Origin of the sequence: Kutzneria buriramensis (genome assembly GCF_003387475.1) — a bacterium.
Classification (GTDB): Bacteria; Actinomycetota; Actinomycetes; order Mycobacteriales; family Pseudonocardiaceae; genus Kutzneria; species Kutzneria buriramensis.
Genome location: NZ_QUNO01000003.1, coordinates 255,793 through 279,848, shown reverse-complemented (window position 1 = coordinate 279,848; position 24,056 = coordinate 255,793). Strand labels below are relative to the sequence as shown.

The following is a 24,056-nucleotide window of genomic DNA, read 5'->3' as shown; positions in this document are numbered from 1 at the left end:
GATCACGGCCTCATCTTGCGCCGCCTACGCCGATCGCGCACCAGGGCGGCCAGCGTCATGGCGTCGCGCGGGGCCCGGCCCCGCATGGTGTTGTCGAAGTACACGAACACGTCGTCCAGGTCGGCGACGCGGTCGGCCCAGGCGGCCAGTTCGTGGTCGCTGTAGCCGCTGATGTACAGCTCCTCCGCGCCGTGCAGACGGATGTAGCTGAAGTCGGCGGTCGTCACGTCGAACAGGGGCCAACGACCGCCGCCGTCGGAGTAGACGACGGCGACATTGTGCCGCCGCGCCAGCGCGAAGAAGTCGTCGCAGCGGAAGCTCTCGTGCCGGACCTCGAGGGCGTGCCGCATGGACGGATCGAGGAGGGCCAGGAAATCGGCGGTGGCGGTGGGATCGAACGCCGACCGAGACGGCAGCTGCCACAGGATGGGGCCGAGCCGAGGACCGAGCTCCCGCACGCCGGACTCGAAGAACCGGCGTAGCGACTCCTCGACGCCGCGCAGCCGGCGGACGTGCGTGACCTCGCGGATGCCCTTCACGGCGAAGACGAAGTCCGGCGGCGTCTGAGCCGCCCACGACCGGAAGTGCTCGGGCCGCCGCAGCGAGTAGAACGTGCCGTTGATCTCGATGGTGTCGACCCGGCCGGCGAGGAACTCGAGCTCACGGCGCTGGACCAGGCCCCGGGGATAGAAGTCGCCCCGCCACTCCGGGTACTTCCAGCCCGACGTGCCGATCCTGATCATCACTCCATGGTGGGACGGCCGGCGCGACCCCGCACGACGAGAGAGCCGGTCGCCCGCGCGGACGACCGGCTCTCTCGGTTCGACGACCTCAGGCGGGCACGGAGGCGACGCCCTGGGCCAGGAAACGCTTGCCGGTCACCCGCTCGGACACGCCGGCCCGGTCGAGGTACGGCGTGATGCCACCGAGCCAGAACGGCCAGCCGGCGCCCAGGATCAGGCACAGGTCGATGTCCTGGGCCTCGGCGACGACGCCCTCGTCGAGCATCAGCCGGATCTCCTCGGCCAGCGCGCCCTCGGCCCGGTCCCGGAGCTCCGCCGCGGTCAGCGGCGACGTGCCGGGCTGCCACAGGGCGGCGACCTCGGGGTCGACCTGCGGCTTGCCGGTGGCGTCCCAGGTGTACACGGCGGTCTTGCCGGCGGCGACGAAGCGCTTCATGTTCTCGCTGACGCCGAACCGGTCGGGGAACGCGTGGTGCATGGTCTCGGCCACGTGCAGCGCGACGGCGGGGCCGACGAGCTGGAGCAGGATCAGCGGGCTCATGGGCAGGCCCAGCGGGTCCAGCGCCTTGTCGGCGACCTCGAACGGGGTGCCCTCGTCGACGGCCCGGATGACCTCGCCCAGGAACCGGGTGAGCAGGCGGTTGACGACGAACGCCGGCGCGTCCTTGACGAGCACGCTGGACTTCTTCAGCTGCTTGCCGACGGAGAAGGCCGTGGCCAGCGTGGCGTCGTCGGTCTGCTCGCCGCGCACGATCTCCAGCAGCGGCAGCACGGCGACCGGGTTGAAGAAGTGGAAGCCGACGACCCGCTCGGGGTGCGAGAGCTTCGAGGCCATCTCGGTGATCGACAGCGACGAGGTGTTGGTGGCCAGCACGCACTCGGCCGACACGTGCTCCTCGACCTCGGCGAACACCTGCTGCTTGACCGACAGCTCCTCGAACACGGCCTCGATGACGAAGTCGGCGTCGGCGAAGGCGGCCTTGTCCAGCGAGCCGCTGACCAGCGCCTTGAGGCGGTTGGCGGCGTCGGGGGACAGGCGCTTGCGGCCCTGCAGCTTGTCGATCTCGCCGTGCACGTAGCCGACGCCCTTGTCCACCCGCGCCTGGTCGACGTCGGTGAGCACCACGGGCACCTTGAGCTGCCGCACGAACAGCAGCGCGAGCTGGCTGGCCATCAGGCCGGCGCCGACGATGCCCACCTTGGTGACGGGCCGCGCCAGCGACTTGTCGGGCGCGCCCGCGGGCTTGCGGGCCCGCTTCTGCACGAGGTTGAACGAGTACAGCCCGGCGCGCAGCTCGTCGGTCATGAGCAGCTCGGCCAGACCGTCGGTCTCGGCGGCGTACCCGGCGTCCAGGTCGTTCTTCCGGGCCAGTTCCAGCAGTTCCAGGGCCTTCGTGGCGCCGGGGGAGGCGCCGTGCGTCTTGGCCTCCACGAACGCCCGGCCACGGGCCAGCGCGGCGTCCCACGCCTCGCCCCGGTCGACCTCGGGCCGGGAGACCGTGATCTCGCCGTTGACGACCTTGGCCAGCCACGCCAGCGACTGCTCCAGGTAGTCCGCCGAGTCGAAGACCACGTCGACGATGCCGAGCTCGGCGGCCTGCGCCGGCTTGAGCATCTTGTTCTGGTTCAACGCGTTCTCGATGATCACGGTGACGGCGGCGTCCGCGCCGATCAGGTTCGGCAGCAGCTGCGTGCCGCCCCAGCCCGGGAACAGGCCGAGGAACACCTCGGGGAACGCGATGGCGGCCGCGTTGGACACCAGCGTCCGGTAGTGGCAGGACAGCGCCAGCTCCAGGCCGCCGCCCATGACCGCGCCGTTGACGAAGGCGAAGGTCGGGATGGACGACTCGGTGAAGCGCCGGAACACGTCGTGCCCGGTCTGCGCGATCTCCCGCGCGATCTCGGGCGCGGACACCTGCTCCACGCCGGACAGGTCGGCGCCGACGGCGAACACGAACGGCTTGCCGGTCACGGCGATCGCGGCCGGCTCGGCGGCCAGCGCCTCGTCGAAGGCGGCGTTGAGGCTCACCAGGCTCTGCGGCCCGAACGTCGACGGCCGGGTGTGGTCGAAGCCGTTGTCGATGGTGATCAGGGCGATCGGCTTGGCCAGCCCCGGCACGGGAACGAGCCGAGTGACGGCCTTGGTCACGACCTCGTCGGGGAAAGCGGCCTTGGCCTGCTCAAGGGTGGTGGTCACTTGTCCCCCTCGCTGTGCTGGTTGGAGCCCTCGCTGCGCTCGTAATGCGGGTTCTCCCAGATCACGGTGCCGCCCATGCCGATGCCGATGCACATGGTGGTGATGCCGTAGCGGACGTCGGGCCGCTCGGCGAACTGGTGCGCCAGCTGCGTCATCAGGCGCACGCCGGAGGAGGCCAGCGGGTGGCCGGTGGCGATCGCGCCGCCCCACTGGTTCACCCGGGGGTCGTCATCGGCGATGCCGAAGTGGTCGAGGAACGCCAGCACCTGCACGGCGAACGCCTCGTTGACCTCGAACAGGCCGATGTCGGAGATGCGGAGGCCCGTACGGGCCAGCGCCTTCTCGGTGGCCGGCACCGGGCCGACGCCCATCACCTCGGGCTCGACGCCGGCGAAGGAGTAGCCCACCAGGCGCATGCCGATCGGCAGGCCGAGCTCCACAGCGGTGGCCTCGTCGGCGAGCAGGCAGCCGGTGGCGCCGTCGTTGAGACCGGCGGCGTTGCCGGCGGTCACCCGGCCGTGCGGGCGGAACGGCGTCTTCAGCCCGGCCAGGTCCTCGACGGTCGTGCCGGGGCGCGGCGGCTCGTCGGCGGTGGCCAGGCCCCAGCCCTTGTCCGCGGAGCGGGTGGCGACCGAGACGAACTCGGGGCCGATCTTGCCGGCCTTCACCGCGGCGTCGTACTTGGCCTGGGAGGCGGCGGCGAAGGCGTCCGCGCGCTCCTTGGTGATGCCCGGGAACCGGTCGTGCAGGTTCTCCGCGGTCTGGCCCATGACCAGCGCGGACGTGTCGACCAGGCGGTCGGCCAGGAACCGCGGGTTCGGGTCGACGCCCTCGCCCATGGGGTGGCGGCCCATGTGCTCGACGCCGCCGGCGATCACGACGTCGTACGCGCCGAAGGCGATGCCGCTGGCCGCGGTGGTCACCGCGGTCATGGCGCCGGCGCACATCCGGTCGATGGCGTAGCCGGGCACCGACTTGGGCAGGCCGGCCAGCAGCGCGGCGGTCCGTCCGATGGTCAGGCCCTGGTCGCCGATCTGGGTGGTGGCCGCGATGGCGACCTCGTCCACCCGCTCGGGCGGCAGCTCGGGGTGTCGGCGCAGGAGCTCGCGGATGACCTTGACGACGAGGTCGTCGGCACGGGTCTCGGCGTAGATGCCCTTCGGGCCCGCCTTGCCGAACGGCGTGCGCACGCCGTCGACGAAGACCACATTGCGCACGGCCCGTTCCGTCATCGGCGCTACTGGTGCGGCCACGGCGTGCTCCTCCTCAGCTTTGAGTACGGGTTCGACCGGGGTCACTACCGGCCGGTAACCCGAACTCTAGTCTGAGTTACTGGCCGGTAACCAGCAGGGTGGCTGAACTCATGCTGCCGCAGCCCTCAGGGACTTGCTCAGCGGCTCGGCGGTGAGGTCGATCTGCCACGGCCGGGCGTTGCCGGCCCGCAGTGCCTCGGCCACCCCGGACGGGTCCAGGTCGGCCGGCGGCTCCCAGCAGGTGCGCCGCACCAGGTCCGGCAGCAGCAGGTTCTCCACCGGCAGCTTGAGGCTCTCGGCGATGGAGGTCAGCGCCGCCCGCGCGGCGGCCAGCCGGGCCGCGGCGTCCGGGTCGCGGTCGGCCCAGCGGTTGGGCGGCGGCGGCCCGTCGTGCGCGGGGGAGACCTCCGGCAGCTCCTTGCGCTGCAGCGACCGGGCCTTGGCCAGGGCGTCGGCCCATACCTTCACGGTCCGCCGCTGCGAGCGGCCGCGGAACACCGGCAGCGCCAGCAGGTCGGACTCGGTCGCCGGATCCGTCACGGCTGCGTCGATGATCGCGCTGTCCGGCAGCACCCGACCGGGTGCGATGTCACGCTGGCGGGCGAGCCCGTCCCGGGCCTCCCACAGCGCCCGCACGGCGGCCAGCTGGCGGGGATTGCGCAGCCGGTGGATGCCGGACGTGCGCCGCCACGGCTCGGCCCGCGGCTTGGGCGGCGGCGCGGTGCGCACCGCCTCGAACTCCTGGAGCGCCCACTCCAGCTTGCCCTGCTCACGGAGCTCGTGCTCCAGCACGTCGCGCAGCGGGACCAGCAGCTCCACGTCGAGAGCCGCGTACGTCAACCAGTCCTGCGGGAGCGGGCGTCGCGACCAGTCGGCCGCCCCGTGACCCTTCTCCAGGTGGTAGCCCAGCAGGCGCTCCACCATCGAGCCGAGCGCGACCCGGTCGAAGCCGGCCAGCCGGCCGGCGAGCTCGGTGTCGAACAGGACCGCCGGTTGCAGGCCCAGCTCGGCCAGGCACGGCAGATCCTGGGACGCGGCGTGCAACACCCATTCGGTGTTCGCGAGCGCGTCCACCAGCGGGTCGATCCGGCCGCCCAAGGCGACCGGATCGACCAGCACGGTGCCTGCCTGCTCTCGTCGCAACTGCACCAGGTAGGCGCGTTGCGAGTAGCGGTAGCCCGATGCCCTTTCGGTGTCCACCGCCACCGGACCCGTTCCCTCCGCCAGCGTTGCGGCCGCGCGCCGCAGCGTTGCCGGATCGGACACCACTGGCGGAACCCCCTCAGCGGGTTCGGTCAGCAGCACCGGGGTTTCTCCGGTCGGGTCCTTCGGTTCAGAGCAGGGTGCATCCACGGCGGAAGACCCTACGTCCTCCACGCCCCGCGCGGGCGTGGATCACGCTCTGCTCGGTCTTCGTGCCACTTCGCATCCGTTGTGCGTGCTCAGCGGATGACCCCGGCCCGCATGGCCAGCGCCACCATCTGAGCGCGATCCCCGGTGCCCAGCTTCCGGCCGATCCGCGACAGGTGAGACTTCACCGTGAGCGCGGACAGGTTCAGAGCCTCGCCGATCTCCTTGTTGGACTGGCCATCGGCGACCAGCTGGAGCACCTCGACCTCACGTGCGGAAAGCTCCCGCGGCGTGTTGTCGGTTCCGGGCACCCGGGTTCCCGCAGCGAGGACCGGGGCCACGCTCGGGTCCGCGTAGACGCCACCGTCGAGAACTCGGCGCACTCCGTCGGTGACCACCATCGGCGACGCGGACTTCAGCAGGTACGCCTGGGCGCCTGCCTGGAAGGCCGAGCGAACCGCATAGGGGTCGTCGGAGGACGCGAGCACCACGATGCGCGGCCAGCCCTGAGCACGGAGTTCCGTGACCAGGTCGATGCCGCTTCCGTCGGGCAGCCCGAGATCAAGGATCGCCAGGTCGCAGGGTCCCGTGGCCAGGGCTCGCGCCCTCGCCTCGGCCACCGATGCGGCCTCATGAACAGTGCCGGCACCCATCTGGGTAAGCCGAGCGGCTATCGCCTCCCTCAACAGTGGGTGGTCGTCAACCACCAGCACTGAAAACAGCTCTTCCCGCGGGTGCGGGACCATGTTCGCCGGCAACGAGCCGGCTGGCGTGGTACGAACGGCCTGACCTAAGCCGACGGCAGCCACGTCACTACCTCCCTGGAGTCGGTCGTGCCCCCCGACCGGCACCGGGACTTTCGTCCAATCAGCCGCGCCACTGATCGACCGAAAGTGGTGTCGACGGCAGCAGCGTAGCCGCCCAAGCGGGTCAGCGGGACGATCAAATGGGTATCTGTCCCGATCGAGTTGTCACCGCGGGCCAGGTTTGTCGCACGATCGAGGGACTCCTGGTGGAACGGCTAACGCGAGAAGGCTTCATAACGACATGAAGGAGTTGCACTCGTGACGATCGGCTCGGAACGCGCAGATGGACGTGCGGCTGCACGTGCAAACGCCCTACTGAGGCGGGTCCAACTGGCGGATGGGCACAACGACCTGCCGTGGGCCCTGCGCGAACTGGCCGGCGGAAGGGGCTGGTCGGCGGACTGGGCCTCGGCGGATCTGACGATTCGCCGGACAGATCTGCACACCGACCTCGTCCGGTTGCGGGAAGGGGCGCTGACCTTGCAGTTCTGGTCGGTCTACGTGCCCTGCCGGCTGGAAGGTCACAGTGCGGTAACGGCCACGCTGGAGCAGATCGAGGTCGTCCACGAGCTGGTCAACCGCTATCCGGACGATCTTCAGCTGGCGCGCACGGTTGACGAAGCGGAAACCGCGTTCGCGAACGGCCGGATCGCCTCGTTCCTGGGCGCCGAGGGCGGCCACAGCATCGCCAACTCGCTCGGCGCGCTGCGTGCGCTGTACCGGCTCGGCGTCCGGTACATGACGCTCACGCACAACAACAACACCGACTGGGCCGACTCGGCGACCGACGAACCCGTGCACAACGGCCTCACCGACTTCGGCCGGGAGGTGGTCCGCGAGATGAACCGGCTGGGCATGCTGGTGGACTTGTCGCACGTCGCACCGGCCACGATGCGTGACGCGCTGGCCGTCAGCGAGGCCCCGGTCATCTTCAGCCACTCCTCCTGCCGCGCGGTGGCCGACCATCCGCGCAACGTCCCCGACGACGTGCTCGCCGACCTGGCGGCCAAGGGCGGTGTGTGCATGGTCACATTTGTGCCGGCCTTCGTGTCGCAGGCCTACGCGGAGTGGGACGCGCGGCTGCGGGAGGCCATGGCCGCGGCCGGCGCCGACCACCGTGACCTGGGACAACGGCACGAGTTCGCGGCTTCCTGGCACGGCGCCGGGCCGAAACCCGAGGTGACGGTCGCCGACGTGGTCGCGCACCTGGAGCACGCCCGCGAGGTCGCCGGCGTAGACCACATCGGGCTCGGCGGCGACTACGACGGCGTGGACAAGCTGCCGGTCGGCCTGGAGGACGTCTCGACCTATCCGCGCCTGTTCGCCGAGCTCCTGGAGCGGGGGTGGAGCGAGGAGGACTGCGCCAAACTCGCCGGCGCGAACACGCTCCGCGTGCTGCGGGAGGCCGAGGAAGTCGCTCGCAAACTTCACTCGATCGAGTGATCAGAAATGGGCAAGTGCGGCGCGTCGCGGGCCCGAAGGGGCCCGTACGCGCTGCACGTGCACGCGAGAAGGCCGGATTACAGAGAGCTCTGGCGCTGACTGAAGAGGGTGACCCCGACCGGGGGAAGGCCGACGGTGCTGGACAGCAGCTCGCAGAAGGCCTCGCCGTGGGCGGTGAGCTCCGCGTCCAGCGCCGTCCAGGACGCCCGCAGCTCCAGGTCGTCGGTGCGAGCGGGGCCGGAGATGTCGCCGAAGCGGGCCGACGAGTTCTGGGTGACGGTGCCGCCGAGCGCCGTCCACTTCGCCGAGGATCCCTCGAGCGCGTCCGTCAGCCACGACCACGCGACGGCCGGGAGTAACGGGTCCACCGCGAGTTCCGCGTCCAGCTCGGCGCGGACGAAGGCGACCACCCGCAGCACGCCGCCCCAGGCCTCGCCGGCGTCCGGGTCGTGCAGCAGCACCAACTTCCCGGTCGCCACCTCGTCGGCAGGCCCGTCGGCTTCCGCGCTGAAGGCGAACGACCACGGCGCCAACCGCTGTGGCGCACGGACCTCGGCCAGTTCCACCTCGGGACGAGGACGGACCGACCTGAGCGCTTCCACTGCCTGCCGGAACAGCGCTGGCTCCTCCGACATCCCGGTCACGTCAGGTGACCTTACGGGCAACTCCGCGCCCAGTCCCGTACGACACGACGGATTCCGCGACGCTGAGACGACTCCGTGACAAACGATTCCGGCCGCGTGGCACGATGGAACGGCCATGACGAACACTGCTCCGGTCTCGGCCCGCCGCGACCTCTCAGACGCTCCCCTGCTGGTCGCGGCCCGGGGTGGCATGCCGTCCCGGACCCCCGTCTGGTTCATGCGGCAGGCCGGCCGGTCGCTGCCCGAGTACCGCAAGGTGCGCGAGGGCAACGCGATGCTGGAGTCCTGCCTCACACCGGACCTGGCCTTCGAGATCACCATGCAGCCGGTGCGCCGGCACGGCGTGGACGCGGCCATCCTGTACAGCGACATCGTGGTGCCGCTGTACGCCGCCGGCGTCGGCGTGGACATCGTGCCCGGCACGGGCCCGGTGGTGGCCCACCCGGTGCGGACGAAGGCCGACGTCGACGCGCTGCCCGACCTGGACGCCGAGCAGGTCGCGCCGGTGGCCGAGACGATCCGGCGGCTCACCGCGGCGCTGGGCGGGACGCCGCTGATCGGCTTCGCCGGCGCCCCGTTCACGCTGGCCTCGTACATGATCGAGGGCGGCCCGTCCAAGAACCACGAGCGCACGAAGGCCCTGATGCACAGCGAGCCGGACGTGTGGCACGCGCTGCTGGCCAAGCTGGCCGGCATCACGAGCGAGTTCCTGCGGGTGCAGGTCGCCGCCGGCGTGGACGCCGTGCAGCAGTTCGACTCGTGGGCGGGGGCGCTGTCCGAGCGTGACTACCGCGAGTACGTGCTGCCGCACTCCGCCCGGGTCTTCGAGAGCGTCGCCGACGCCGGCGTGCCCCGGATCCACTTCGGGGTCGGCACCGGCGAGCTGCTGGTGGCCATGCGGGACGCCGGGGCCGACGTCGTCGGCGTCGACTGGCGGATCCCGCTGGACGAGGCGGTGCGGCGGCTGACGGCGGCCCGTCCGGACGGGCCGGCACCGGTCGTGCAGGGCAACCTGGACCCGGCGCTGCTGTTCGCGGACTGGCCGGTGCTGGAGCGCGAGGTGCGCCGGATCGTCGCCGAGGGCAAGGCCGCCGGCGGCCACATCTTCAACCTCGGTCACGGCGTGCTGCCGGAGACCGACCCCGCGGTCGTCACCCGAGTCACAGAGCTGGTGCATTCGTTGTCATGACCGAGCCCCATGTGGCCGTCATCGGTGGCGGCGTGTCCGGCCTCGCGGCGGCCTACCGGCTGCGCAAGCTGCTCGGACCGCTGGCCACCATCACCGTCGTCGAGCAGACGGACCGGGTCGGCGGCAAGCTCCGCACGATCGAGCTGGGCGGCCGCTCCTACGACGTCGGCGCGGAGGCCTTCCTGGCCCGCCGCGGCGAGGCGACCGAGCTGATCACCGAGCTCGGCATGGCCGGTGACCTGGTCCATCCCACCTCGGCGTCGGCGACGGTCCGGGCCGGCGGGCGGATCAACCGGCTGCCAGGACACACGTTCCAGGGTGTGCCGGCGTCCGCCGAGGCGGTCCGCGGCGTGCTGTCCGACGCGGCGGTGGCGCGGGTGGCCCACGAGCCGGGCCTGCCGCCCGTCCACCTCGACGGCGAGGACATCGCCGTCGGCAAGCTGCTGCGGGAGCGGTTCGGGCCCGAGGTGACCAACCGGCTGGTGGATCCGCTGCTCGGCGGCGTCTACGCCGGTCACGCCGACGGCCTCAGCCTGCGCGCGACCATGGCGCCGCTGGCCGGGGCGCTGGACCGCGGCGCCGGCTCGCTCGTCTCCGCGGCGGCCTCGCTCGTGCCGGCGCCGCCGCAGCCGGGCGTGCCGCGGCCGCCCGTGTTCGGCACCCTGCGTGACGGCCTCGGCTCGCTCACCGACCGCCTGGCCAAGGCCTCCGACGCCACCATCGAGTACGGCCGACCGGTGCGGAAGCTGAGCCGCCGCGAGGCCGGCTGGACCGTCGAGTTCGGCGACCACGCCCTCGACGTGGACGGCGTGGTGCTGGCCGTGCCCGCACCGGCCGCCGCGAAGTTGCTGGCCGACGTCGCCCCGGTGGCCGCCGCCGCGTTCGGTGGCATCGAGCTGGCATCCATGGCCGTCATCGCGCTCGTGCTGCCGGCCGACGTGGCGTTGCCGGAGAACTCCGGCGTGCTGATCGCCGGCGACGACCGGTGGGCCGACGGCTCGCCGTTCACCGCGAAGGCGTTCACGTACTCCGGTCGCAAATGGGCCCACCTCGGCGGCGACGACACCCTCGTCATCCGGGGTTCCGTCGGCAAGGCCGGCGAGGTCGCGGCGCTTCAGGTCGACGACGAGGACCTGATCCGGGCCGTCCGCGCCGACCTGGCCGAGCTCACCGGCATCACCACCGCGCCGATCGACGCCGTCGTCACCCGCTGGGGCGGAGGGCTGCCGCAGTACGGCGTCGGGCACCTCAGCCGGGTGACCACCATCGAGACCGCCGTCGCCGACCTGCCGGGCCTCGCCGTGGCCGGCGCGAGCCTGCACGGCGTGGGCGTGCCGGCGTGCATAGCGACAAGTCAGGCAGCCGCGGCCCGTGTCGCTGCACACCTCCTGGGCAGGCACCGGGGGTCCGGTGGGACTATGGGTGCATGGCCCGCTTGAACTACAACGAGTTGAACGACACCATCCGCTACACCATGTGGTCGGTGTTCCGCGCCGAACCCGGACGGCTCGGCGAGGACCGCGGGCCGGCGGCGGCCGAGGCGCAGGAGTACCTGGACTCCCTGGAGAGCAAGGGCGTTGTCGTCCGCGGGGTGTACGACCTGGCCGGCCTGCGCGCCGACGCCGACTACATGATCTGGTGGCACGCCGAGGAGATCGAGCAGGTGCAGGCCGCCTACTCGAACTTCCGCCGCAGCACCGCCGTCGGCCGCGCCTCCACTCCGGTGTGGAGCCAGGTCGCGCTGCACCGGCCCGCCGAGTTCAACAAGAGCCACATCCCGGCCTTCCTGGCCGGCGAGGAGCCGAAGGGCTACCTCTGCGTGTACCCGTTCGTGCGGTCCTACGAGTGGTACCTGCTGCCCGACGACGAGCGCCGCAAGATGCTGGCCGACCACGGCAAGGAGGCCCGGGACTACCCGGACGTCCGGGCCAACACGGTCGCCTCGTTCGCGCTCGGCGACTACGAGTGGATCCTCGCCTTCGAGGCCGATGAGCTGCACCGGATCGTCGACCTGATGCGCCACCTGCGGGAGACCGAGGCCCGCCGGCACGTCCGCGTGGAGATCCCGTTCTACACCGGCACCCGCGTGCCGGCCGCGGAGCTGGTCACGAACCTGCCGTGAGGTTGCGGTCTGGATACCGGTAGGCACCGGTATCCAGACCAACCGCCGATCCCTCTTCTGTCCGACGCGCAAGATCACTAGCCTTCGTGCGAACGGCTTAGCGAGGTGTCGGTCATGACCACTGCCGGTGTTGTTCCGCCGCGCCCGTCCGAGTGCGACCTGGTGATGCAGGGCGGTATCACCAGCGGTGTCGCCTACCCGGCGGCGGTGCTCGAGCTGTGCAAGCAGTTCCGTTTCCGCTCCATCGGCGGGGCCTCGGCCGGCGCGATGGCCGCGGTGGTGACCGCCGCCGCGGAGTACGCCCGCGACAGCGGCGGCTTCGAGCGGCTGGAGGCGTTACGCCAGCAGCTGCGGGCGCCGGGGCTGATCCTCGAGCAGTTCCGGCCGAGCCGGCAGGCCGAGCCGCTGTTCCGGATCCTGCTCGCCGCCCAGGCCAAGCGCACCGCCGGCGCGCGGACGATCAGCTACGTGTGGGGCGTGCTGCGCTGGCTGTTCCTGCCGCTGCTGGTGTCGGCGGCCGTCGCGTTCGGACTCGGCTGGCTGCTGGTGTCCAGCGCCGGCGGCAGCCTCGGCGGCATCGGCGTGGCCGGCTGGATCGTGTTCGCCGTGGGCATGCTGATCACCGGCGGGCTGGGCCTCACCCTCGCGCTGGTGTTCTCCGTGGTGCGGCTGGTCAACCACCTGCCCGACAACTACTACGGCATGTGCATCGGCGCCAAGCAGCGTCCGCAGGATCCCGACGCGCTGGCCGACTGGCTGCACAAGCAGATCCAGATCATCGCCGGCAAGGACGTCGACGACCCGTTGACGTTCGCGGACCTGGCGGCCAAGGGCATCAACCTCCAGCTGATGACCACCGACGTCACCGGGCGGCGGCCGGTGCGGCTGCCCAACCAGTCGTACTCCGACGTCAGCTACCTGTTCAGCCTGGACGAGTGGCGGCGGCTGTTCCCGACCGCGGTGCTCGACCACCTCGGGCGGATCAGCTCCGTGGTCTATCCCGGCGCCGGCGACCTGCGCGCGCTGCCGACCGACGACCTGCCGGTGCTGGTGGCCACCCGGATGAGCCTGACCTTCCCGGTCCTGCTGTCCGCGGTGCCACTGTGGACGGTCGACGGCAAGCGGGTGGCCCGGCACTGGTTCGCCGACGGCGGCATCTCCAGCAACTTCCCGATCCAGTTCTTCGACGCGTGGCTGCCCACCCGGCCGACGTTCGGCCTGTACTTCGGCCCCAAGGTGCCGGCGGCGCAGGGGGAGCAGCCGCCGGTCGACCCGAACCTGGTCGGCGAGAACCCGTCGGTGCTGGGCTATCTCGGCGCGATCCTGAACGCCGGCCTGAACTGGCACGACACCATGCAGGCGCGGCTGCCGGGTTTCCGCGAGCGCGTGCAGCAGATCCAGCTCACCGACGGCGAGGGCGGCTTCAACCTGACCATGCCGCCGGAGGTCATCACGTCCATCGACGAAAAGGGCACGGCCGCCGGCAAGGCGCTGCTGGACTTCGACTTCCAGAAGCACTGGATCGAGCGGTACCTGATCGGGATGCGGATGCTCCAGCGCAATCTGGTCACCCCCGACGACGGTCACGTCAGCGTGCGGGAGGCGTATCCGGCGGCGTACCAGGAGTGGCTGGCCGCCGGCGCCCCCGGCACCGATGCCGGCAAGGCCCTCGGCGACACGTGGTGCGCCGAGGCGGCCGAGGCCACCAGCCATCTGCTCGACCACGCCCAGAACTGGCTGCCGTGCGGTGAGACCTTTGTGGACGGAGCCGACCCGAAGCCGTCCGTGGCCATGCGGATCATCCCGGACATCTGATGTTCGACCTGGCCGGCGTGACGGTCACCGGCGCGGATCCCGTGCTGCCTGGGCGGTTCCGGGTGGGGGAGCTGGCGGCCACCTGCGTCGGCGCGACGACCCTGGCCGCCGCTTCGCTGCTGCGTGAACGGTCCGGTGTGGACAGTTCGGTCGCCGTGGACATGGTGGAGGCGGCGGTCGCCTTTCGTAGCGAGCGGTATCTGCGGGTGAACGGCGTCGGCGCCAGCGACAGGTCGCCGCTTTCGGGCGACTACGAGGCGGCGGACGGGTGGGTGCGGTTGCAGTGCAATCTGCCGCACCTGCAACGGTTCGCGCTGGAGGCGTTGGGGGCGTCCGACCGGGATTCCCTCGCTGACCGGATCCGTGGCATGGCGGCGATCGACGTGGAAAGTCTTGTGCAGCAGGCAGGTGGGGCCGCCGGGGCGTTGCGGACTCGTTCGCAGTGGCTGGCTCACCCGCAGGCTCGGCTGTTGCAGGAGCTGCCGGTGGTGCGGCTGGAACGGTTCGCCGACGGGCCGGAAGTTGCCTTGCCTACCGCGGAAAGGCCGTTGCAGGGCGTGCGCGTGCTGGAGTTGACGCACGTCATCGCCGGCCCGGTGTGCGGGCGGACCCTCGCCGCGCACGGTGCCGACGTCCTGCACGTCGCCGCCGAGCACCGGCCGGTGATGCCGGCGACACTGCGGGACACGTCGTTCGGCAAGCGGACGTGTTGGCTGGATCTGCGCACCGAGGACGGCCGGCAGACGCTGCGGAACCTGGTCGCCGACGCCGATGTGTTCGTGCAGTCCTACCGCCCCGGCGCTTTGGCCAGGTACGGCTTCGGGCCGGAGGAACTGGCCGCCCTGCGCCCGGGGATCATCGCCGTTGACGTGTCGGCGTACGGGACGACCGGTCCCTGGGGCGGCCGGCGGGGCTTCGACAGCCTGGTGCAGATGGTTTCCGGCATCGCCGACGACAACGGCACGCCGCGATCACTGCCCGCGCAGGCCCTCGACCACGGCTCAGGCTGGCTGGCGGCCTGGGGCGCGATCACCGCGCTGCGCCGGCGTTCGTCCGAAGGCGGCTCGTGGCGGGTCTCGGTGTCGCTGGCGCGGACCGCGCTGTGGCTGGACAGCCTGGGCCGCACGGAGACGGCCGGCACCGAGCCCGAGGTTCGGGAATTCTTGGCCACGACGGGGGAGTTCACCCACGTCAAGGTCCCCGGCGCGCTGAGCGCCGCGCCGCCGTACTGGGCGCACGGGCCGCGTACGCCCGGCGGCGATCCTCCTAGCTGGTGGTGAGGAGTTGGTCCCGGACTCGGGCCAGGTGCGCGGCCATGACCTGGCCCGCGCGGTCGCCGTCGTGGGCGGTGATGGCCTCGATCAGGGCGTCGTGGTCGTCCAGGGACGCCCGTTCGTGCGAGAAGGCGACCTCCTTGGTGGCCCGCAGCAGGATGACCCGCTGCTGCGCGAGCCGTACCTGCTCGGCGACCAGGGGGCTGCGGGCGGCGTCGAGCAGCGTGCGGTGGAACGCCAGGTCCAGCCGGTACGGGAACTCGCCGGTGGCGAACGCCTCCCGCGAGGCGGCGCTGGCCTCCTTCATCGCGGCCAGGTCGGCGTCGGTGCGGCGCTCGGCGGCCAGCCGCGCGGCCGCGGACTCCAGCGCCGAGCGCAGCTCGAACAGGGCCCGCACGCCGTCGTTGTCGGTGACGGGCACGTGCGCGCCGCGGTTGGGGGTCAGCACCAGCAGGCCCTCGCTGGCCAGGTGCCGGATGGCCTCCCGCAGCGGGCCCCGGCTGATGCCGAGCCGCTGGGCCACGCCGACCTCGTTCACCCGCTCGCCGGCGGCGATCTCGCCGGTCAGCACCAGCTCCCGCAGCACGGCCACGGCCTGGCCGGCCAGGCCGGTGTGCACGAGGTCGACCATCATGTGACGAACATCCGCCTTTACAACGTCCACGAGCAAGTTGTTAACTGTCGACAGTTGGCAGTGTAACCCGTGGTGGAGGAGGCCGGATCATGCACGAGCTCGTCGCGGAGGTGTGGCGGGGCGACTTCCTCGAATCCGTGCACCACGGCACGGTCGCCGCGGTCGACGCCGACGGTCGCCTGGTGTTCGGCGTCGGGCAGCCCGAGGCGCTGGCCTACCCGCGCTCGTCCAACAAGCCGTTCCAGGCGCTGGCCATGGTCCGCAACGGCCTCGGCCTCGACGGCGAGCTGCTCGCGCTGGCCTGCGCGAGCCACTCCGGCGAGCCGTTCCACATCGAGGGCGTGCGCCGCATCCTCGCGGGCGCCGGCCTGACCGAGGACGCCCTCCAGTGCACCGCCGATCTGCCCCTCGGCGAGGCTGCGATGGCTGACCTGCTGGCCGCCGGCGGCCGGCGTGCCCCGGTCTACATGAACTGCTCCGGCAAGCACGCCGCCATGCTGGCCACCTGCGTCGCCAACGGCTGGTCGACCGAGGACTACCTGGATGTCGACCACCCGCTCCAGTTGGCCGCCCGCGCCGCCTTGGAGGACCTGTCCGGCGAGCGCGTCGGCTCGATCGGCGTCGACGGCTGCGGCGCCCCGCTGTTCGCGATCTCCCTGACCGGCCTGGCCCGAGCCTTCGGCCGGCTCGCCGCCGCCTCCGCCGGCACCCACGAGCGTCGCGTCGCCGACGCGATGAGCCGGCACCCCGAGTGGGTCGGCGGCACCGGCCGCGACGTCACGGACCTGATGCGCGGCCTGCCCGGCGCCGTTGCCAAGGACGGGGCCGAGGGCGTCTACGCGATCGGCCTGCCCGACGGTTCCGCCGTGGCCGTCAAGATCGCCGACGGCTCCACCCGCGCCCGGCCGGTCGTGCTGGTCGCGGCCCTGCGCCGGCTCGGTGTGGACGTCGACGCCGTCGCCGAGGTGGCGGACGTGCCGGTGCTGGGGCACGGGCAACGCGTAGGTGAGCTACGTCCTTCCTTCGTAATGGTCGCGGCCTGACTGAATCCATAAGCTGAGAAGCATGGAACCAGTCGTCGGAGCCACCCCCAAGGTCGTCAAGTCCGAGCAGGAATGGCGCGAGCAGCTCACCCCGCATGAGTACGCCGTCCTGCGCCAGGCGGCCACCGAACGGCCGTGGGTCGGCGAGTACACCGACACCAAGACCACCGGCGTCTACGAGTGCCGCGCCTGCGGCGCGGAGCTGTTCCGCAGCGACACCAAGTTCGACTCGCACTGCGGCTGGCCGTCGTTCTTCTCGCCGCTGGCCGGCGACCGGGTGATCCTGCGCGAGGACCGGGAGCTCGGTATGGTCCGCGTCGAGGTGCTGTGCGCGACCTGCCACAGCCACCTCGGGCACGTGTTCGAGGGCGAGGGCTACCCGACGCCGACGGACCAGAGGTATTGCATCAACAGCATTTCCCTCCGCCTTGTCCCCCAGACGGGCGAAGCCCAATAGGGCCACCCTAAGCCTTCCTCAAGAGGCCTTGTCTGCGCATTTCCACGCGCCCACGATGACACGCACCTGAAGTCGTCAGCGGCGACAGGGGCGACACGTCAAACGCCGCCGACACCTGGGGAGGAGTCGGCGGGACCGGGGGTGTCGCCGGGTGCTGCGACCGGCTGGGGGTCGGCCGCCGCACCCGGTGACCTCGGTGTTCGGCGCATTCGACAGGGTGCGTCGATCGGGGCTTTTCGAGCCTGCGGGGGTGGGAAATGGGACCGGATCCTTGGGGACTGACCGGCGCGCAGTTCCTGGAATGGTATTTCGTCGGAATCGGCGCGGCGATCGTACTCGCCCTGGTGATCAGAAATCTGCCGAAACTCGCTGGTGATCCGATTCACGGCGTCCGGCCGTCCGCCGTCGACGCGGGTTGGCTGGCGGGCGGACCGGGGCGGGCCGTGGAGGCGGCCATCGCGGGCATGCTGGCGTCCGGCGCGCTGCGCGCCGACAGCGGCGGCCTGCTCCGGTCCACCGGCGCCGTGACGGCCCGCGACGGGCTCACCGCCGACATCCTCGCGCGGACGCAGGCCGGGCACAGCTTCCCGGACGTCATCGAGTACCTGGGTCGGCGGACCGCGCTGTGGGAGGTCGGCGCCGGGCTGGCCGAACAGGGGCTGCTGCTGTCGCCACGGGCGGAGAAGCTCAACCGTCTCCTCGCGGCGGTGCCGACGCTGGGGGTGCTGATCGTGGGCATCGTCCGTCTGGTGAACGGCATCTCGCTGAGCCGGCCCGTCGGCTTCCTGTGGCTGTCGCTGATCGGGACGGTCATCCTGCTGTTCGTGCTGGTGGTCACCCGTCGTCGGAGCGTGTGCACCGGCACCGGTCGCCGAGTACTGCGCGAGCTGCGCCGCATGCCGTCGCCCGACGTCGCGACGACCGTCGCGCTGCGCGGGCTCCGCCACTACCCGGACGTCCGGATCGCCGAGGCGCTGCGGAGGTCCGAGGTGCTGGGCCGCCGGCAACGGACGATGGCCACCAGCAGCGGCGCGGCCGCCGGCTTCTTCATCGGTGGTGGCGGCGGGGGCGGCTGTGGCGGTGGCGGTGGCGGTGGGGGCTGTGGAGGTGGCGGCGGCGGAGGTGGCGGATGCGGCGGATGCGGCGGGTGAGCGCCGGTCCGCGGCTCGGGGTCGGCATCGGGTGGCGGCCGGAGATCGATCTGACCGTCGAGCGACTGTCCGATGTGGACTTCGTGGAGGTGGTCGCCGAGAACCTCATGGCCGGCGACCTGCCTTCGTCGCTGCGGCTGCTCCGGGGTCGCGGCGTGCCGGTGCTGCCGCACGCCGTGTCCCTCTCCCTCGGCGGGGCCGAGCCGCTGGACATGCGGCGGGTCGAGCACCTCGCCGCCGTCGCCGAGGCGCTGGACGCGCCGATGGTCAGCGACCATGTCTGTTTCGTCCGGGCCGGCGGGCTCGACGCCGGGCACCTCATGCCGCTGCCGCGCACCCGTGACGCGCTGGCCGTGTTGGTGGCCAATGTCCGGCAGGCGCAACGGGAACTGCCGGTGCCGCTGGCCCTGGAGAACGTGGCCGCGCTGTTCGACTGGCCCGACGCCGAGCTCACCGAGGGCCAGTTCCTCGCCGAGCTCGTCGAGCGCACCGACTGCCGGCTGCTGGTCGACGTCGCCAATCTCCACGCCAACGCGCGGAACATCGGTACCGACCCCGCTGCCTTCCTCGCCACGCTTCCCTTGGAGCGCCTGGCTTACGTGCACGTAGCCGGCGGCGTCGAGCGGGACGGTCTGTACCACGACACGCATGCCCACGCGATGCCCGACGTCGTCCTCGACCTGCTCGGCGACCTCTGCGCCCGCGTCGACCCGCCCGGCGTGCTGCTGGAGCGTGACGACGACTACCCCAGCGACGCCGACCTCGCCGCCGAGCTCGCCGCCATCCGGGCCGTGCTGTCATGACCCGGGAAGCTGTTGCCGCCCAACAGGCTTCGCTGCTCCAGGCGCTGCTCGCCGACGGTCCCACGCCCGCCGGTTTCGACGCCGACCGGATCCGCGTGCAGGCTCGCGCGCTGCTGGCCAAGCGTGGCCGGATCACCCGCAACCTGCGCCCCGACCTCGCCGACGAACTCGGCGACCGCTTCGGCCCCCTGTTCGCCGAGTACGCGCTCGGCCATCCCAAGCGCGACGACACGCGGGCGCGCCAGGACGCCGACAACTTCGGCGCTTGGCTCGTCTCGAACAATCACCTGGTGGCGCCGCGCCGACCGTGGTGGCGGCCGCGTCGTTGACAAAAGTCCTCAGTGGACAGTGATCCCGTTCCGGTGTGGATGCCTTGCCGTGTGGCAGGATCGCCGCCATGGTGGAGATCAGCCCCCTGGTCGCGTCCGACCGTGTCGAGTGGGAGACCCTGACCCGGGCCTTCAAGGATCACTTCAACGCTCCCGAACCCGACGACGCGTACGACCGTGTCTGGGGCCGTCTCCTGGCAGCCACGGAGATCCACGGCATCGCCGCCCGGATCGACGGCCGCATGGTCGGCATCGCCCACTACTACTTCCACGTCGGCGTCTGGCGGTCCACCGCCCTCTACCTCGCCGACCTGTTCGTGGACAAGGACATCCGGCGCCACGGCGTCGGACGGCAACTGCTCGACTGGCTCGCCCGGCACGCCGCCGACCAGGGCGCCGGCCGGTTCTACTGGAACACCCCCGAGTCCGACCCGATCTCCCGGCCCTTCTACGACAAGGTGTCCAAGTACGTGGAGATGGTCATGTACTCCTACCCCGTCAAACGCGAGCCGGCTATCGACGAGGGGCGAGGTCCTCGTCGATGAACGTCACCTTGGCGGTGCTCTGCTGGTAGAGCTTCAGCGCGGCGTCCAGTCTCAGCTGGCCGAGTTCGAGCTGAGTCTCCAGGTTGTCCAGTTCCGCGTTGGCCGTCTCGGCGATGCCGATCCGCGCGGCGGTGTTCTGCGAACGCGTCAGGTTCGTGCAGACCCCCGCGATCACCGAGGCCGCCAACGCGAGCAGGCACAACGTCCGCCAGATCGCCGATTCCTGGCCCAGGCCCAGCATTTTCTGCGCGGCGCCGGCCAGTTCGTCGCCGCCGACGGCCGGCGCGCCGGTCAGCACGGCGGCCAGCGCGCTGCTGACGACACTGGTCACCGCCAGCCGGGAATTGCGCGGACGAGCCCGGTCGAGGAAGGCGTCGATCTCCACCCGGCGAGCCCTGACCCGTTGCGCCAGCTGGGATTTGTGTGCCGACTCCTCGTTTCGGCCGCCGGCTTCGTCGACGTCTGTGGTGTCCATCGTGAGATGATTGCGGATGGCGGCGGACCTCGGCGCCGCGGTGCGACCTCGTGGACGTCAAATCATGCTCAACCGGACAGCGTGAGCCGGCCGTTGTCGATGACGACGGTGCCGGCGGCGGTGCTGGTGCGGAAGGCGATGCCGGAATCCTCCTGCCACGCCTCGACCACCAGCACGTCACCGGGGACGACGGGGGCGGTGAAGCGGCCGGCGATGGCCGAAACGCGGTGGGCGTCGCCGGCGCAGAAGGCGCCGACGAGCAGGCGGCAGGTGATGCCGTACGTGCAGAGCCCGTGCAGGATGGGCCGCTTCAAACCGCCGCGGGCGGCGAAGGCGGGGTCGCTGTGCAGGGGATTGCGGTCACCGGAGAGGCGATAGATCAGGGCCTGGTTGGCAGCGGTGGCGAACTCCAGGCGACGGTCGGGGGAGCGGGACGGCAGTGCGGCGCGAACAGAACTGCCGCGAGAGCCGCCGAAACCGCCCTCGTCGAGGAGGAAAGCCGATGACACCGCGGAGAAGACGGGCTCACCCGACAACGAGGCGTCGACCCGGCTGACGATCAACGCGCCGGTGCCCTTGTCGAAAATATCCGTGACCTGGCGGCGGACCTCGATCTCCCCGGCCACCGGCAGAGGGCGGTGCACGACGAGGGACTGCTCGGCGTGGAGCACCCGGGTCGTGTCGACGTCGCCGAAAACCTGTGCGGGCTCGGTGAAATGGGTCAGCGCCAGCGCCATGGTCGGCAGGGCCTGCAACACGACGCCGGCGGAGTTCTCCGTGGTGAAAGGGAGTTCGTCGGCGCCGACGCCGACGGCGTAGCGCAGGACGTCGTCGGGGGTCCACGACTTGCGCCACGCCTCGACGCGGCCCAGGATGCCGAAGTCGATCACCCGAGGTAGCCGCCGACCTTGGCATGCCCCTTGAGCAGGTTGCGCGCGATGGTCCGGCGCTGGATCTCGTCGGTGCCCTCGTAGATCCGCAGCAGCCGCAGCTCCCGGTACCACCGCTCGACCGGCAGCTCCCGGGTGTACCCCATGCCGCCGTGGATCTGGAGCACCCGGTCGACGATCTCGTTGGCCTTGACCCCGCCGTACAGCTTGGCCATCGACTGCGCCTGGCGGGAATCGACGCCCTGGTCGACCTGCCACGCGGCGTGCAGCACGAGCCAGCGCAGCGCCTCGATCTCCACGGCGGAGTCGGCGAGCATCCACTGGATGGCCTGACGCTCGGCGATGGGCTGCCCGAACGTCACCCGCGTCTTGCTCTGCTCGATGGCCATCTCGACGAGCCGCTCGGTGGCGCCGATGGCCCGCGCGGGCAGCAGGTACCGGCCCTGCCCGATCCACTGCATGGCCAGCCGGAAGCCCTGCCCGACCTCGCCGAGGATGTTCTCCTCGGGCACCCGCACGTCCTCGAAGATCAGCGACGCCGGGCCCCACTCGCCCATGGTGTCGATGTACTCGGACTTCCAGCCGGTGTCGCGGTCGGCGAGGAAGCAGGTGACGCCGCCGTCGGCTGCCCCCACAGAATTCAATGCTGCCTTGTCCGTCACGGCGAAGACCATCACGAAGTCGGCCTCGTTGCCGCCGGTGATGAACGTCTTCTCGCCGTTGATCACCCACTCCGTGCCCTCCTTGCGGGCGGAGGTGCGGATGTTGCGGGCGTCCGAGCCGGCGCCCGGCTCGGTGATCGCGAAGCACGACTTGCGGTCGCCCGCGATGGTCGGCAGCAGGTACCGCTCGCGCTGCTTGGCGTTGGCGTGGAACAGGATGTTGTCGGCCTTGCCGCCCAGGTAGAACGGCACGAACGAGCGGCCCAGCTCGGCCTCGATCAGGGCGGCGGTGACGGCGTCCAGGCCCATGCCGCCGTACTCCTGCGGCGTCAGCACGCCCCAGAACCCGGCCTCCTTGGCCTTGAGCTGAAGCGCCCGCGACTCCTCGGCGGTGAAGCCCCGCTGGCCGGCGCGCTCCCGCCGCAGCACCTCGGGTTCCAGCGGCATGACCTCCTTGCGCACGAAGGTGCGCACCCAGTCCCTGATCTCCCGCTGCTCGTCGCTGAGTGAGAAGTCCACCGGCACTCCCTGGCGTAAACCGAACGCTGTTAGTTTTAATGTACGCCCAGGAGGTGCCGATGCCAAGGCCACACACCCCGATCCTGAGCCCGGCGCGGATCCGCGCGGCGGCGCTCGCGCTGGTCGACGTCGACGGCCTGGAGGCGCTGTCGATGCGCCGGCTGGCGACCGAGCTCGGCGTCCGGGCGGCCTCCCTCTACAGCCACGTGCCGGCCAAGGACGACCTGCTCAACGACATCGCCAACGAGATCATCGGGCGCGTCGACGTCACGGGCTTCGCCGACGGCTGGCGGCCGGGACTGGCGGCCTGGGCCCGCTCGTACCGGGCCGTGCTGGCCGAGCACCCGAACATGGTTCCGTTCGTCGCACGTGGACCCGCCCGGCGGGACGCGTCGCTGCGGATGGCCGACGCCGTGCACGGCGCGCTGGTCGGCGCGGGCTGGCCGCCGCGCGAGGCGACGATGATCGGCGCGGCCGTGAAGTACATCGTCATCGGCGCCGCCACCAGCTCGTTCGCGGCCGGCTTCTCCGACGACGCCCAGCTCTACGTCGAGCGCTACCCGCACCTGAACCAGGCGCACCTGCTGCGGCAGCACGCCGAGGAGGTGGACAACGACAGCTTCGAGCTGACCCTGGAGGCGCTGCTGACGACATTGGACGCGAAGCACGCGGCGCTGTGAAAGAGTGCTGGCGTGGCCGAGGCGATCGAGTTGCAGGTGGGCGAGCGCACCGTCCGGGTGTCCAGCCCGGGCAAGGTCTACTTCCCGGACCGGGGCATCACCAAGCGTCAGGTCGTCGAGTACTACGTGACGGTGGCGGAGCCGCTGCTGCGGGCCGTGGGCGACCGGCCCACGACCCTGAAGCGGTACGTGGACGGCGTCACCGGGGAGGCGTTCTACGCCAAGCGGATCCCCAAGGGCGCGCCGGACTGGGTGCAGACCGCGCGCATCACCTTCCCCTCGGGCCGCACCGCCGACGAGGTGTGCCCGACGGAGCCGGCGGTGCTGGCCTGGGCGGCGAACCTCGGCACCTTCGACTTCCACCCGTGGCCGGTGCGGCGCGCGGACGTCGACCGCCCGGACGAGCTGCGCATCGACCTGGACCCGCAGCCGGGCACCGACTTCGCGGACGCCGTGACGGTGGCGCTGACGCTGCGGGAGGTCCTGGACGAGCTGGGGATGCGCGCCTTCCCGAAGACCTCCGGCGGCCGCGGCATCCACGTGCTGGTCCGCATCCGCCCGGAATGGGACTTCATCGACGTTCGGCACGCTGTGATCGCGCTGGGCCGCGAGGTGGAGCGGCGGATCCCGGACAAGGCGACCACCGCGTGGTGGAAGGAGGAGCGCGGCGAGCGCGTGTTCCTCGACTACAACCAGGCGGCGCGGGACCGGACGATCGCCTCGGCCTGGTCGGTCCGCGGCACGCCGCGGGCCACCGTCTCCATGCCGCTGAGCTGGGAGAAGCTGCCCACCGTCGATCCCAACGACTTCGACGTGCTGACCGCGCCGGGCTGGCTTGCCGAGCACGGCGACGCGCTCGAGGGCATCGACGACGAGGCGTACGGCATCGAGCGGCTGCTGGACTGGTACGCCGGCGACGAGCGGGGCGAAATGCCCTATCCGCCGGATTACCCGAAGATGGCCGGCGAGCCGAAGCGGGTGCAGCCGAGCAAGGCACGGCGCGATTGAATATCACCGTGCAATTCCATTGTG

General features: G+C 71.4%; 24 protein-coding genes. 14 read left to right on the top strand and 10 right to left on the bottom strand.

Annotation, left to right across the window (positions count from 1 at the left end; translation table 11 throughout):
* Nucleotides 1–2 precede the first annotated feature (2 nt).
* From BCF44_RS09755 to BCF44_RS09735, 5 genes are all read right to left on the bottom strand, one after another.
* Nucleotides 3–743, bottom strand: a complete 741-nt coding sequence (locus BCF44_RS09755; protein ID WP_116173863.1) for a DUF72 domain-containing protein — start codon at nt 741–743, stop codon at nt 3–5.
* A gap of 88 nt (nt 744–831) precedes the next feature.
* Complete coding sequence (locus BCF44_RS09750; protein ID WP_116173862.1) at nt 832–2,940, bottom strand: 3-hydroxyacyl-CoA dehydrogenase NAD-binding domain-containing protein; 2,109 nt, start codon at nt 2,938–2,940, stop codon at nt 832–834.
* Nucleotides 2,937–4,157, bottom strand: coding sequence for a thiolase family protein (locus BCF44_RS09745; protein ID WP_116174263.1), 1,221 nt, complete (start codon nt 4,155–4,157; stop codon nt 2,937–2,939). Before BCF44_RS09745 ends, BCF44_RS09750 begins: the two co-directional genes overlap by 4 nt.
* A gap of 144 nt (nt 4,158–4,301) precedes the next feature.
* The gene (locus tag BCF44_RS09740; RefSeq protein WP_116173861.1) at nt 4,302–5,546 is read right to left on the bottom strand and encodes a ribonuclease D; all 1,245 of its coding nucleotides are present in this window, start codon (nt 5,544–5,546) and stop codon (nt 4,302–4,304) included.
* 89 nt (nt 5,547–5,635) lie between these two features.
* Entirely contained in the window at nt 5,636–6,352 is a 717-nt protein-coding gene (locus BCF44_RS09735; protein WP_035969312.1) for a response regulator, read from the bottom strand.
* A gap of 255 nt (nt 6,353–6,607) precedes the next feature.
* Between BCF44_RS09735 and BCF44_RS09730 the strand changes: the two genes are divergently transcribed.
* Nucleotides 6,608–7,792 carry a dipeptidase gene (locus tag BCF44_RS09730; protein WP_246014917.1) on the top strand — a complete coding sequence of 395 codons (1,185 nt, stop codon included), beginning with the start codon at nt 6,608–6,610 and terminating at the stop codon, nt 7,790–7,792.
* A 77-nt stretch (nt 7,793–7,869) separates the two neighbouring features.
* Here the strand turns inward: BCF44_RS09730 and BCF44_RS09725 are convergent, their stop codons facing one another.
* Nucleotides 7,870–8,427, bottom strand: coding sequence for a DUF3000 domain-containing protein (locus BCF44_RS09725; RefSeq protein ID WP_116173860.1), 558 nt, complete (start codon nt 8,425–8,427; stop codon nt 7,870–7,872).
* 124 nt (nt 8,428–8,551) lie between these two features.
* On the opposite strand from BCF44_RS09725, the gene hemE reads away from it, so the two are divergent.
* From hemE to BCF44_RS09700, 5 genes are all read left to right on the top strand, one after another.
* Complete coding sequence (gene hemE, locus BCF44_RS09720) at nt 8,552–9,625, top strand: uroporphyrinogen decarboxylase (protein ID WP_116173859.1); 1,074 nt, start codon at nt 8,552–8,554, stop codon at nt 9,623–9,625.
* Nucleotides 9,622–11,064 carry a protoporphyrinogen oxidase gene (gene hemG, locus BCF44_RS09715; RefSeq protein WP_116173858.1) on the top strand — a complete coding sequence of 481 codons (1,443 nt, stop codon included), beginning with the start codon at nt 9,622–9,624 and terminating at the stop codon, nt 11,062–11,064. The genes hemE and hemG overlap by 4 nt, the downstream gene beginning before the upstream one ends.
* Nucleotides 11,052–11,747, top strand: coding sequence for a hydrogen peroxide-dependent heme synthase (hemQ, locus tag BCF44_RS09710; RefSeq protein WP_116173857.1), 696 nt, complete (start codon nt 11,052–11,054; stop codon nt 11,745–11,747). The genes hemG and hemQ overlap by 13 nt, the downstream gene beginning before the upstream one ends.
* Before the next feature lie 114 nt (nt 11,748–11,861).
* Entirely contained in the window at nt 11,862–13,562 is a 1,701-nt protein-coding gene (locus BCF44_RS09705) for a patatin-like phospholipase domain-containing protein (protein ID WP_116173856.1), read from the top strand.
* Nucleotides 13,562–14,842: a CoA transferase gene (locus BCF44_RS09700; protein ID WP_116173855.1), complete on the top strand. Its 1,281-nt coding sequence runs from the start codon at nt 13,562–13,564 to the stop codon at nt 14,840–14,842. The genes BCF44_RS09705 and BCF44_RS09700 overlap by 1 nt, the downstream gene beginning before the upstream one ends.
* Here BCF44_RS09700 and BCF44_RS09695 read toward each other — a convergent pair.
* Complete coding sequence (locus BCF44_RS09695) at nt 14,829–15,470, bottom strand: GntR family transcriptional regulator (protein WP_246014916.1); 642 nt, start codon at nt 15,468–15,470, stop codon at nt 14,829–14,831. The genes BCF44_RS09700 and BCF44_RS09695 overlap by 14 nt on opposite strands.
* Nucleotides 15,471–15,556: 86 nt before the next feature.
* On the opposite strand from BCF44_RS09695, the gene BCF44_RS09690 reads away from it, so the two are divergent.
* The 6 genes from BCF44_RS09690 to BCF44_RS09665 all read left to right on the top strand — a co-directional run bounded on the left by BCF44_RS09690 (nt 15,557) and on the right by BCF44_RS09665 (nt 19,798).
* Nucleotides 15,557–16,513 carry an asparaginase gene (locus BCF44_RS09690; protein ID WP_211352994.1) on the top strand — a complete coding sequence of 319 codons (957 nt, stop codon included), beginning with the start codon at nt 15,557–15,559 and terminating at the stop codon, nt 16,511–16,513.
* Nucleotides 16,514–16,535: 22 nt separating this feature from the next.
* Complete coding sequence (gene msrB, locus BCF44_RS09685) at nt 16,536–16,970, top strand: peptide-methionine (R)-S-oxide reductase MsrB (RefSeq protein WP_116173853.1); 435 nt, start codon at nt 16,536–16,538, stop codon at nt 16,968–16,970.
* A gap of 257 nt (nt 16,971–17,227) precedes the next feature.
* Nucleotides 17,228–18,121, top strand: a complete 894-nt coding sequence (locus BCF44_RS09680) for a TIGR04222 domain-containing membrane protein (protein ID WP_116173852.1) — start codon at nt 17,228–17,230, stop codon at nt 18,119–18,121.
* Entirely contained in the window at nt 18,109–18,924 is an 816-nt protein-coding gene (locus BCF44_RS09675) for an MbnB/TglH/ChrH family RiPP precursor modification enzyme (protein WP_116174260.1), read from the top strand. The genes BCF44_RS09680 and BCF44_RS09675 overlap by 13 nt, the downstream gene beginning before the upstream one ends.
* Nucleotides 18,921–19,253, top strand: a complete 333-nt coding sequence (locus tag BCF44_RS09670) for an SCO6045 C-terminal-like domain-containing protein (RefSeq protein ID WP_116173851.1) — start codon at nt 18,921–18,923, stop codon at nt 19,251–19,253. The genes BCF44_RS09675 and BCF44_RS09670 overlap by 4 nt, the downstream gene beginning before the upstream one ends.
* Nucleotides 19,254–19,321: 68 nt before the next feature.
* The gene (locus BCF44_RS09665) at nt 19,322–19,798 is read left to right on the top strand and encodes a GNAT family N-acetyltransferase (protein ID WP_116173850.1); all 477 of its coding nucleotides are present in this window, start codon (nt 19,322–19,324) and stop codon (nt 19,796–19,798) included.
* Here the strand turns inward: BCF44_RS09665 and BCF44_RS09660 are convergent.
* From BCF44_RS09660 to BCF44_RS09650, 3 genes are all read right to left on the bottom strand, one after another.
* Nucleotides 19,767–20,273: an exodeoxyribonuclease VII small subunit gene (locus BCF44_RS09660; protein ID WP_116173849.1), complete on the bottom strand. Its 507-nt coding sequence runs from the start codon at nt 20,271–20,273 to the stop codon at nt 19,767–19,769. The genes BCF44_RS09665 and BCF44_RS09660 overlap by 32 nt on opposite strands.
* Before the next feature lie 68 nt (nt 20,274–20,341).
* Nucleotides 20,342–21,163 (bottom strand): MaoC family dehydratase, encoded by an 822-nt coding sequence (locus BCF44_RS09655; protein ID WP_116173848.1) that lies wholly within the window; start codon nt 21,161–21,163, stop codon nt 20,342–20,344.
* Complete coding sequence (locus tag BCF44_RS09650) at nt 21,160–22,344, bottom strand: acyl-CoA dehydrogenase family protein (protein ID WP_116174259.1); 1,185 nt, start codon at nt 22,342–22,344, stop codon at nt 21,160–21,162. The genes BCF44_RS09655 and BCF44_RS09650 overlap by 4 nt, the downstream gene beginning before the upstream one ends.
* 59 nt (nt 22,345–22,403) lie before the next feature.
* Here BCF44_RS09650 and BCF44_RS09645 point away from each other — a divergent pair, with 59 nt between their 5' ends.
* Together BCF44_RS09645 and ligD are read left to right on the top strand one after the other, a co-directional pair.
* On the top strand, nt 22,404–23,024 hold the full coding sequence (locus BCF44_RS09645; protein ID WP_116174258.1) for a TetR/AcrR family transcriptional regulator: 621 nt from the start codon (nt 22,404–22,406) through the stop codon (nt 23,022–23,024).
* Nucleotides 23,025–23,036: 12 nt separating this feature from the next.
* Entirely contained in the window at nt 23,037–24,032 is a 996-nt protein-coding gene (gene ligD / locus BCF44_RS09640; protein WP_116173847.1) for a non-homologous end-joining DNA ligase, read from the top strand.
* The last annotated feature ends 24 nt before the right edge of the window (nt 24,033–24,056 follow it).